The following is a 12,551-nucleotide window of genomic DNA, read 5'->3' on the forward strand; positions in this document are numbered from 1 at the left end:
AATTTTGAGGTTTACAATTTCTTATTTTCAGTTTCTGCCTGAGCAACAAGTTTATTTTCATTAAGACCATTTACCTTAACCTTTTTCAACATAGCAAGGTACTCGTCTTTTTTCTTATTAAATGCTTCAAGGCTTTCTTCTTTGATCGGTTGAGAAGCCGGAAGATCCTGAGCCATTGGGTCAACCTGTTTTCCATTTTTCCAGAATCGGTAACAAACGTGAGGCCCAGTTGCTAGTCCTGTACTACCAATATATCCTATAATATCTCCTTGTCTTACTCTGGCCCCAGGTCTTATTCCTGACTTAATTTTAGACATATGAAGATATTGAGTAGTATAAGTTCCGTTGTGCTTTACTTTTACATAATTACCGTTATACTTAGAATAAGTTGCTGCTGTAATTACTCCATCACCTGTTGATCTGATTGGAGAACCATGAGGAGCTGCATAGTCTGTACCTAAGTGAGCTTTCCACCTTTTTTGTACAGGGTGAAATCTTCTACCAGTATATCTGCTAGTAATTCTTGAAAATTCTACAGGAGATCGTAAAAATGCTTTTCTAAGGCTATTTCCTTCAAGGTCAAAATAGTCTTCACCATCACCTTGATCATAGTTTAATGCATGATAGTCACTCCCAAAATGATTCAGTTCTGCAGCGATTACCTTATTTAAACCTACAACCTGACCTTCAACTTGTTTTTCTTCATAAATAACTCGGTAGTAATCACCCTTTTGTATTCTGAAGAAATCCACCTGCCATCCGAATACGTCAGCCAACTTATCTACTAAAGCAGGTGAGGCACCCTGATCTGTCATGCTAATGTAAAGAGAGTTTTCAATGATTCCTGAGATCTCTCTTTGTACAATTTCGATCTCTCTTTCTACCTTATTTATATTAACAGAATCATTAAAGGAATATACAATATATTCGATCGCACTTGGCTCATATATGAATGCTAAAGCACTTTGTGCAGTGTCTTTTGGCATTATCACAGTGTATTTTTTGTTTGCCCTGATTTTACGAACATCAAATACATCTTTCGATTTATTTGCTAACTCGTGAATAGTTGGCATACTAATATTGAACTGTGTTAGAATTTCACTAAGGTTTTGATTTGACTCAACTACACCCTCGACTACGTCTACGCTATCAGCATAATAGCCATAGATCATTTCCGGTTCGACATAAATTTCTGCAGAGTCAACTTCAATACTTGCTTCGGAAGCTGTGTTGATTGTCTCTTTTTCATTTTGAAAATAAAACCACGCTGCCGCAGCAATCGCCACCGTGATCAAAATACCTGTTAGCCTGTAAAGTTTCATTTCTGGAAATAATTAAAAAAAATACATTTTTTTCCTCATCTGCAAAATACAGTTATTTATCCTTAATTATCAATGGTTTAGGCAATTTTTAATAAAACCCATCTAAATCACTTATTTGGAATACCTAAAAAGAATTTGTGATAAAATATTAAAAGAGTACCAAAATATGACTATAACTGTCTGGTTGTTTAAATATTGCACAAAAAATTAAAATACTTTTTTGAATGATATAAATCTAATGACTTATAATGTTTCGTAAAATTACAATTATAGTACTGATTTCCTGATTTTCTATACATTGTGATGATTTTGCAACAAAATGTAACAAAAAAAAGAAGGCTATTTAACACTTGCTCTGTATCAGTTGGTTATAAAATGCAAGACAAAAATAGATTGCGCAATTATAATAAAGAATTATACAACATTAATCCACTTGATGTTCGGCCAATTCATATTCAACTTGATTCTAACAGTCAAATGATATTTAAAGTGTGAAATTTCTTCTATATCATTTAATTTTTTTAGAATAGTTGATATTTCACTTATAACATTTTCGTGGGATCAAATTTTATCCTTATTTTGATCATCCAAATTGAGTGTGGTTTTGGGTTGCCATTAACATTTGAGAGCTGCTTTGTGCAGTGTTACAGAAATATACTTTCAATAATGTAGTATGCGACCAATTTTTTTATTCGTTTTTTCAATCATTTGCTTTGTAGTCTTTCCTCAGCAGCAGCCTGAATGGAAAGAGATTAAGGAAATATATGGTTTACCTTCAAATAAGGTCTTTAAGCGATTAGAGGCACATAATGGCGGCGCCTGGTTTGCTACTGAAAATGGTTTAGCCTTTTTTGATGGATATGTGACCAATGAGGTACAACTAGTACTTGGAGATTCTAATTATTCAAAACTTCCTGTTTACAACATCGAAACTGGTCCGGATAAAAACTTATGGCTGGCAACAAAATCCGGATTATTGATATACAACCCTCAACTTCAGGAATTAATTAATCACAAACTAGATGATAATCGTCCGGTTGAGAAAACTCTTTTCATAAATGACAACCGAGTATTAATCTCATACTATCATGGATTTTATGATGTGAAATTAAACTCCTCGTTTTTGCCAGAATCAGTTATTGATTATCCACTTTCAGATTTAACAGAGCAAGAAAATTGCTATATACACACTTTTTATGTTGATCAAGCGGATCAATTGTATATATCAATAATTGGAAAAGGAGTTTATAAAGGGCCTTTAGAGAATTTGGATAACTGGTACCAATTTAAAAAAATAAAATATTCAGAAGCAACAGACTCCAGTGACTTTATAGTATGTCAGGAAATAACATCGTATGATCCACAACTCTTGCTGTTTAATTATGTAAAGGAAGGCCTTTATCTATATAATGTATCTCAAGATAAATTTATTCCGGTTAAAGGATTAAACTATTTAGATAGCCCCTCATTTTCAACAATTACAAGATTTACGTTATTAAATAATAAGGAACTCTATTTCACTCAGATTCATTCTGGCCTTCAAAAAGCTGACCTATCAGATTTGAATAAAATTAAAACAGAGCAATATTCCTTTAAATCTATACCAGACTTTAATTTTTGGGATAATCCCGTTAGTTCGATACAGGTAAAAAATAATATTTTATGGCTAACTACAATTGGTGAAGGCATTAAATATGCTGTTCTGAATAACCCTGGCATCAATATACATTCATTAAAAGACTATTTACCTCAAAAAACATTTTTATATGCTGTCAAAGCAATTGGAGATGATCAGGTATGGGTAGGTTCATATGGCAACGGGTTACTAAAGGTTGATATAGATAAAAACAACTTTGAATCGATAAAGAATTTTAATTTAAATAATAATGCTTTAAACCTTCCTTCAGATTCTATCAATGACATTTATATAAGTAGTAGAAATGAGTTATGGATTGCAACCACCAATGGGCTCGCTTTATATAATAATGGGGAGGAAAGAATGCTTCAGATAGATCAAAAGCCAATGATCCCAGATAAGGTTTTTAATCATTCATCAATAAAAACCAATTCGATTTCCTCCAACAACGTTAACTATATATTTGAAGATAAAGGAAATACTATATACCTGACTAGTAGTAGTGGAATAAATATATATCAGGAGAATGGTAGTTTCTTAAATCATTTTAATAACAATGGACTACCAATTTTAAAGTATGATAAAGACATTTACTTCAGTGATTTTCTATCTGACGGTTCTTTGGTTATGACTGGTGACTGGATAGCCGGATGGTTTAAAGACCATGAATTACTTAGCTATCAGCAATTGTTTAATACAGATAATCGTGGGGCTATATACCATAGTATAAATGATGAGGATAATATAAGCTGGTTAGGAACAAGCAGAGGGTTATTAAAATATGATGGAAAATCTGGAAAGACTATTGATTTTAAAGGCAAAGCTTATTTCGCTAATAAGAAAGTAAATGCAATTATTAAATATAGTGATCATCTATGGCTCGGTACTAATCAAGGGTTGTTTGCATATAATACAAAAACAGGAGCAATACATTCATTTGACTTAACAGAGTCTGAAGGCTGGCCTTATTTCCATTATGGAAGTGTTGATGCTAATTCAAGTAATATTTTCTTTGGAACCAATAAAGGAATAGTAGTTATTGATCCGGTCAAAGCAATTAAGAACACCATACTTTGCGAAGACAAATGCAATATATTTCTATCAACAATAACAAAGAATCAAAATCAATCTGTAAATCCAGAGGTTTTAATAAAGGGCAATACAGTTAAGTATGACCCTGTAACAATAGATTATGGAGATATTATTGATTTAAGGTTAGGGTTTCCTACCCATCATGTTGAGAAAGGGGCTCATTTGCAATATAGCATTTCTGATAGTGTCTGGGTAGATATTGGCTTATCCACACCACGGGTATTATTACACAATTTGTCACCTGGTGAATACCCTTTAGAATTCAGAGCGTTATCTGTATCAGGCGAGGAGATTTCAAATGCTTCTATGAACCTGACTGTTTTACCTCCTGTATATTTAAGGTGGTGGGCATTAGGAATATATTTATCATTAGCAGTGGCAATTGTGTTTGTTGGAGTAAAGTCAAAAATAAACACTGTCAAAAGAAAAGAAAAAGATAAACAGGATAAGGCTTTCTTACAGAAGAAGCAGGAAATAAATGATTTAAAGTTTCAATTCATTTCAAACATTTCACACGAGTTTCGTACTCCACTTACCTTAATGCTAAATGATATTCAATCATTAAAGAATAAAGTTAATGAGGAGGGAGCAACCGAAAAACTTGAGATTAATGCCAAAAGACTAAAGCGTTTAGCTAATGAAATGCTAGATCTAAAAGGATTAAATACTGAAAAGTTAAAACTTACTGTTGGAGAGTATGATGTTGTAGAGTTTATCAAATCAATTTGCAGTCTTTTTGAGGGGCTTGCACAAGATAGATCGATAACTTTCAAAATTGATAGTGTAAAACCATCGATTGACCTTTGGTTTAATCCACACCAATTTGAGAAAGTGGTTTATAATTTGCTTTCGAATGCATTTAAATTTACTCCGGAGGGTGGGTCAATTACAGTTGAGATTAATAAGGTTGAAAATTGTGCCTTTGAGCATAAAAGGCTTTTGGGATTAAACAACTGTATAACCATTGAAGTCAAAGATTCAGGGCCTGGAATAAGTGTTAAAGATCTGGAAAGTATATTTAGCCCTGATTATTCAAATGTACCTTCTGAACCTACTCACTTTGATAGCTCAGGAATTGGGTTGTACCTATGTCGTAAAATTGTTGATCTGCATTTTGGTGATATCAAAGCTGAAAACCTGTTAGAAGGTGGGGCTTCATTTTTAGTAAGAATTCCTGAAGGTAACTATCATTATGACAGGGATCAGCTTGAACTAAATAAAAATAAATTAGCAGCCTCCGGATTAAAGGGTGTTGTTAAGACAGAAACTCCGATACTTGATCTTTCAAATAAAATTGTATTGACTATTGAAGATAATGAGGACATAAATATTATGCTTCAAAACATATTATCTCCTATATATAAACATAAGTCAGCCAAAAACGGGGTGGAAGGTCTGGAAAAGGCGAAAGCTTTAATTCCGGATTTGGTAGTTACTGATATCTCCATGCCAGGAAAGAATGGTATGGTGGTTATTAAAGAATTGAAAAGTAATCCGTTGCTTTCACATATCCCTATAATTGTACTTACTTCCTATGCTGATGATGAACGGAGAGTTGCTGTTTTAAATGAAGGTGTTGATGCATTCATCAGAAAACCATTTGATCAGGAAGTTCTTATTGCAAGAATTAATAATCTTTTGTTATCCAGACAGCAATTAAAAGATATGTTTTCTGATGGGAGTGCAAACTTTAATGACCTTGTAAATCAATCACCTGACACTGATCTGTTAAAACGCACCATTACACTTATTGATAAGCATATGGATGATCCTGACTTTGATGTTACAGCATTGGCTTCAGGATTAAAAGTCAGTCGCTCTTTGTTATATAATAAGATACCTTCATTGACTAATTATTCTCCAAAGGACTTTATTCATGTAATGCGAGTAAGAAGGGCTGCAAAATATCTTCGAACAGGTAGGTTTAGAGTTAATGAAGTTTCTGATGAGGTTGGTTATAATACCCAGAAAAATTTCAGAAAGTATTTTAAAAATTACTTTGGTGTTACCCCTACAGATTATTTAAAAAACAACAGTTAGTTTACAAACACCTTTTCTTAACATTTAAAGATCATTTAATCTCTTAGTGAATATTAATTTCATATTAAAACTTCCTCAATACTTTCCATATTCCCATTCCTTATTATACTTCACTAACCATTATTTCACAGCACTACCAGCCGAGAATAAAAGTTATTATTTCCCGGTTGTTAATTAAATATTTCCCGGGAATTAAAAAAAATACAGTTTTAATGGACAAATAGAACCCTTTCTGGACAAATGAGCCCTTCATTGATAAACGAGTCCTAATGCTATGAACAATCAAAACCCAGAATAATCTTTTCATCATCAAATTGGGAACTGTAAAATTTATTATTAACAAAACCCAAAGAAGATGAAAAGATTATTCACTCTTATATGGGTGCTAGTTATGTTGAGTAATATGAGTATTGCTCAAGATATCTCCACCTATACACAGCGAGGATTATTTCCTCACACCAAACAATATGAGGTGGGTAACCAACCGGTTTTCAATGGGGTAGAATCATTTGTATTGAGTCAGTTTCCTGCAACTTCAGATTATGGAGTTGAAATAATCAACGAAGAGACTGATGATTTAGGATTTACCCATTATCGTTTAAAGCAAACTTTAAACGGAATCCCTATTGAAAAATCAATGATGTTGGTCCATGTCAAAGATGGAAAAGTAGTATCAGTAAATGGTGAGTGGTTTAAGCAGCTACCCATTTCAGAAACTAAAAATCCATCTATTAGAGAAGAGAGCGCTTTAAGTGCTGCTTTAGATAAAGTTGGAGCTAAAACGTACATCTGGCAAACTGAAGAAGCCAAAGCCAGAGCTCAGATGAGAGTTACTGACGGAGATGTTAGCTTCGAGATTCCTAAAGCGGAATTAGTTTACATGAATGCGGATAATGAGCTAGACGCAAAGTCGCTGAGATTGGCTTATAAATTCAATATTTTCGCTGTCGACCCATTTGAAATTGAAAATGTATATGTCGACGCAAATATTGGAGAGGTCATATTTTCTGTGTCACAAATCCACAAGAATTTTATCACTGGCGAAAAGTCTGATCCACACCCTGCCAATAGCCCAGTGGTAAAATCTCCTTTCTTACTTGCCAATGCCTCGGCAACAGCTAACACAGGATATTATGGCCAAAGGTCAATTACAGCTGATCGGAGTGGGAGTTACTACTACACCCGCCAGAGTGGAGCCCGTAGCATCGAAGTGTATGACATGAACGGTGCTACAGTTCCACAAAATGGCTCAAGGCCATCCGGGACTACGATGTCTAGCTCATCATCAACATTTAATTATTCAGGCAACAAGAAATATTATCTGGATGCATATTGGGGTGCCGAAGTTACTATAGATTTTTTCAAAGAGAAGTTTAACCGCAATAGCTATAACAACTCCGGAGGCAAGGTTGACATCTTTGTAAATGGTTCCGGACAAGGGGCTAGTAATAATGCGTTTTGGTACGGTAGCTTTGCTTACTTTGGAAACTCTACAAGTGGCACCCCTTTTACTTCATTAGATGTTGTCTCTCATGAAATTACTCATGGAGTAACACAAAATTCAGCAAACCTTATTTACCAGGGAGAATCTGGCGCTCTAAATGAAGCATTTTCTGATATATTCGGTGCCTATGCAGAGCATTATGCCGGTGTAGGACAAAAATGGACTATGGGAGAATATATTTCTTTCCAGCGTTCAATGAACAACCCAAATCAACATAGACAACCAGATACTTACAGAGGAACGTATTGGGCAAGTACTTCAGGTGCAGATAATGGAGGTGTACATACCAACAGCGGTGTGATGAACTATTGGTTTTACCTGGTGTCAGAAGGTGGTAGCGGATCAAATGATAACGGAAATTCATTTTCAGTAAATGGTATTGGAATTGAAAAGGCTTCTCAAATAGCTTACCGTGCATTAACTCGCTATTTGACTTCTTCATCAGGATATAGCGCGGCAAGAACAGCAGTAATTAACTCCGCACGAGATTTATATGGCTCAGGATCTTGTGAGGAGGCCGCTGCTACAAATGCTATGCACGCAGTTGGCGTGGGTAGTGCCTTTAGTGGAAATTGTGGTGGACAATCATGCGATCCGTTAACTGGATTATCTGCTAGCAATGTTACTAGTAGTAGTGCTACAGTAAGTTGGAATGCTGTTTCAGGAGTAAGTAGTTACGTATTAGAGTACAAGGCTTCAACAGCTTCAAACTATACTTCTGTAAATGTTAGTTCTTCATCTAGAAACCTAACAGGACTTAGTGCTTCAACAACATATAATGTTCGAGTGAAATACACTTGTGCAAACGGTACAGTTGCAGATTATGCTTCCATTTCATTTACAACCCAATCAGGTCAAACTTCATGTAATGCACTTACCGGACTTTCTGTAAGTAATGTAACAACATCAGGTGCTCAGGTGAGCTGGAATGCTGTTTCAGGTGTGTCATCATATAATGTGCAGTATAAGCCTCAATCATCAAGCTCATATACTTCGGTAACTGCTAATAGTAGTTCAGTAACACTTAGTGGACTTTCAAGTGAAACGGCCTATGATGTACGAGTAAATTATACATGTAGTAACGGTCAAACTGCAGCGTATGCTTCAACTACATTCTCTACTTCAGGCTCAACAGGTGGAGGTTGCGACGGAATAGAGGCATGGTCATCAGCAGGTTATTATGATGCCGGTGATAGAGTAGTTTACAATAACAAGGTTTATGAAGCCCTATACTTCATTTACTATTACCCTCCAACAGATACCCGATACTGGAAATATGTATCTGATTGTGGTTCGACTAATCCTACTTGTGATGCTGTATCAGGACTAAGCTCATCTAATGTAACCCAAAATAGCGCTAGCATTAGCTGGAATGCAGTTTCAGGAGTAAGTAGCTATGTACTTGAATACAAAAAGGCTTCAGATGGAAGTTATTCATCTCAAAATGTATCATCAAGTAGTGTTAGCTTAACTGGATTAGCTGCAAATACTTCTTACAACGTACGAGTTAAATATACATGCTCTAATGGTCAGCAGGCAGCTTATTCTAGTATAACATTTACTACAGAAGGAGGAACTACCACATGTTCAGCTGTAACAGGCTTGTCAGTTTCTTCAGTTACTAATAATTCAGCACAGATTTCATGGAATGGTGTTAGCGGAGTAAGTACTTACACACTAGAATATAAAGCTACGTCAGATGCCAGTTTCCAATCGGCTCAAATCAATGGAACTTCAGAGCCTTATACAGGGTTATCACCAAATACATCGTATACAATCAGAGTTAAATACAGATGTTCAAACGGTCAGGATTCGCCTTACTCAACAGTTACATTTACTACATCAGGTGGTTCAGGATCTTGTAATGGAGTTCCAGAGTATGAAAGTGGAAAATACTATTTCCGTGGTGACAGAGTGGTGTACCAGGGTAATGTGTATGAGTCACAAGCTGATTACATCTACTGGTCGCCTGCATATGGCTGGTGGACATACATTGGCCCATGTGGAAGCTCAGCTACATCTTTTGCAATTGATGATAGAGAAAGAGGGGTTAAGTTATTCCCTAACCCTACCAGAGAAAGAGTTTCGTTACAGTTTTTTGCTGAAGAAGCTCAATCAAACTCAATTGTAAGAATATTTGATGCTTCAGGAAGAATGACATTGGAGCAAAGTATTTCAATAAATAAAGGACAGAATATCGTTCCGATAGAACTGCCATCTTTACAACCAGGATTATACACGGTTCATTTTGAAGATAATGTAACCAGGTTAATCATTAAATAACCATTAAAAATACTAGAGACATGGGGCTGATGCGATGTTGTATTTAAGGTTGAGATTCTCAAATAAAGTTATCATCCCTCATGTTCTTTAGTGGTGCTAATTTAGCCCGATCAATTAACAACAACCCAAATTCTACTCAAGCAATGGCCGGCTTACTTTTGTAAGTCGGTCTTGTTTTTTTTTAGGGGGTAGTTGATATATCCCGTCACGAGTTGCTTTTTTCAGCATAACGCGTGCCGATGAATTGTCAGAATGTATCATCCTAAACTAAGTTGACAGTTTAAAGGATTATAATATAATGATTGAGCAAAGACTTGATTATACCCATAATAATCCGGTAAATTCAGAAATAGTAGACGAGGCTGAAAATTCCTAGTACAGTTCAGCAAGAGAATATTTTAAATGTGGAGTTGTTATTATAGTCACGCGTATTGCTTCGCTACGCGCCAGGGGGGGTTAATCTTTATAATATAGTGTTATCTCAAGATTTGTGAAACATTAACATAGTTTCAGTTTGTTATTCTGTCTGGGTGTAATAATGACAACATGGAGCTTCTTGAAGAGAGGGGAAATCACAAAATAAAGAAGGGTTAAAGTTTGACCTTTAACCCTTTAATATGTTTAATCAATTCTTTAAAAGAGTACTAATAAATTAATTTGATTGTAGAATCATTTAAATCTACTTTATAAAGGCCTCCCTTAGGTGGATAAGAGTCACTAATTAAATCAAACCCACCAACAAAAACACCAGGTTCTATTTCTTCCAATGAGCTTGTTGGGTAATGGTATATACGGTTATCCTCGTATTTAAAAGCAAGCTTTAATTCTTCAGTTTCAGTATTGAATTGATAAATATATAATTCATTCGGGGTTTGATTATCGAAATTGGCATTATGACCAACAAAATATAAATTACCATCTTCTCCTACCTCAAAAAACTCCCTTGCAAAAACAATATCAGGAGGTAAGGTTGCCAGTTTTGTAACTTCTTTTGTTAATAAATTTACTTTTGTAAGTATATAAGATCCATTTGATCTAACAGCTGTGTATGCATTTTCACCATCAGGACAAATTAGACTCATTGTTAAAGATGGCCTGGAACCCTCAAAATAATCACCAAATTTTATGTATTCTGTTAAAGTGGAATTTTTTGGTGAAAATTGTAAAATGGCTCCGTCCCACCAGTCTGCAACATATAAGTTATTATCAATGGCATTTATGATATCACCCATTAATTCATTTTGCAATGAACTTTCTTGCTGAATTGCTGTTTGACCGTTGGCAATACTAAAAATATATCCACTATTTGCAAAACTATACCAGCTAATATCTAATCCCGAATTATATTCTACGAATCCATAATATGGATTTTTCATGTTAGAATTTGCATCAAAGCTTGCAAGGAAATTAACTTCGTTTGATAGAGGTGATAGTTCAAATATAGTCCCTCCTCCTTTTGTGCCACCTTCTGTTGTAGTCCCTAATAATTTTCCATTAAAAGTTTCGAGTAATTTACCATTGGGAGAAGTCCCTGAGCGTATTGAATCACCAAAAATATAAATGGTTTGTAAATCATCATTTTCAGGATTGTATTTATAAATAGTACCATCTCCATCGCCTGTCACACCATAATACATCCCATCTTCAGAGCTATATGTTGGCTTTTGAGGCCATCCACCTATTGAGTTTTCAGTTTTAATTCTTGCCGATTCATTAGAATCACAAGAAAAAGCAATTACTAAGGATATGATGGTTGAAAAATTAAAGAATAAATTCTTCATAGTTAATAAAGTATAGTGGTTTAAAAATCTAATTTATAATCGTCATCAGAGAATCTAAACCCAGGATTAATTCTTAAAAACTTATTTACTCGTTCATTTTTATCTTCTAAATATTGATTTAGAATTGTTATTTGATCTACATTTAAAAATCTTCGAAATCGAGCATAATAAGGAGTTTCAAAATCATTTTTTCTTTTATAAGACGCATGATTAGGTAGATTTGCAATTTTTTCATTTCGCTCTGTTAGCAATTGCCTTAGTTGATTTTGTTGTTTTGAATCTAAATTGAGTTTTTCGGAATACTTATCAACAACTAAGTCTATTGTTGAAGGTTCATTTACAGCCATTCTTGACTGATTTACATTTGTGGAGTCTTGTGCCTGAATTTTTCCAAGACAAACTAAAAAAAGTAATAATAAATAAATTGTTTTCATAAGTAAAAAGTGATAAATCCTTTTATAATGAAGGTTTAACCTAAAAATTAATAATAAAACTGATAAACAATGTGTTGAATTTTGCTCTTTACCACTATTAAAAATAGTTAGCTCATTGTTAATCAAAATGCTTGCAAAGTTAATATTCAATGTTTATAATCTATAGTTATTGAGTCAAATATTAAAGTTAATATCCCCTGCTGTTTGGAGTGTTCCGCAGGACAACTTCAAACTTTTGATGAAAAGTAGGGATTTTATCTCGGGCATTAATTGTCAGAATCAAGATTTTCAAGATTCAAGGATTTACAGGATGAGTAAAAAATAAAAAGAAAGCCTTTAGATTATTTCTGGAGGCTTTTTTGATTACTCTGGTTTTGACTTTACTGCCTTTTACAGACAGATATTTCACTTACTGTTAAGTTGTGTCAATATGCCACATGAGTGGTCATTTTTATCATT

At 34.4% G+C, this 12,551-nt stretch carries 5 protein-coding genes; 2 read left to right on the forward strand and 3 right to left on the reverse strand.

From position 1 onward, the window contains the following. Positions 1 to 11: 11 nt before the first annotated feature. The gene (locus HH304_RS01820; protein WP_169677733.1) at positions 12 to 1,322 is read right to left on the reverse strand and encodes a peptidoglycan DD-metalloendopeptidase family protein; all 1,311 of its coding nucleotides are present in this window, start codon (positions 1,320 to 1,322) and stop codon (positions 12 to 14) included. 673 nt (positions 1,323 to 1,995) lie between these two features. On the opposite strand from HH304_RS01820, the gene HH304_RS01825 reads away from it, so the two are divergent. Together HH304_RS01825 and HH304_RS01830 are read left to right on the forward strand one after the other, a co-directional pair. Continuing rightward, entirely contained in the window at positions 1,996 to 6,090 is a 4,095-nt protein-coding gene (locus tag HH304_RS01825; protein ID WP_169677734.1) for a hybrid sensor histidine kinase/response regulator transcription factor, read from the forward strand. A 355-nt stretch (positions 6,091 to 6,445) separates the two neighbouring features. Then, complete coding sequence (locus tag HH304_RS01830; protein ID WP_169677735.1) at positions 6,446 to 9,877, forward strand: M4 family metallopeptidase; 3,432 nt, start codon at positions 6,446 to 6,448, stop codon at positions 9,875 to 9,877. A gap of 644 nt (positions 9,878 to 10,521) precedes the next feature. Here the strand turns inward: HH304_RS01830 and HH304_RS01835 are convergent. Further along, complete coding sequence (locus HH304_RS01835; protein ID WP_169677736.1) at positions 10,522 to 11,658, reverse strand: YncE family protein; 1,137 nt, start codon at positions 11,656 to 11,658, stop codon at positions 10,522 to 10,524. Between the two features lie 20 nt (positions 11,659 to 11,678). Then, positions 11,679 to 12,092 (reverse strand): hypothetical protein, encoded by a 414-nt coding sequence (locus HH304_RS01840; protein WP_169677737.1) that lies wholly within the window; start codon positions 12,090 to 12,092, stop codon positions 11,679 to 11,681. Positions 12,093 to 12,551 lie beyond the last annotated feature (459 nt).

Source organism: Marinigracilibium pacificum, from assembly GCF_012926615.1.
Classification (GTDB): Bacteria; Bacteroidota; Bacteroidia; order Cytophagales; family Cyclobacteriaceae; genus Mangrovivirga; species Mangrovivirga pacifica.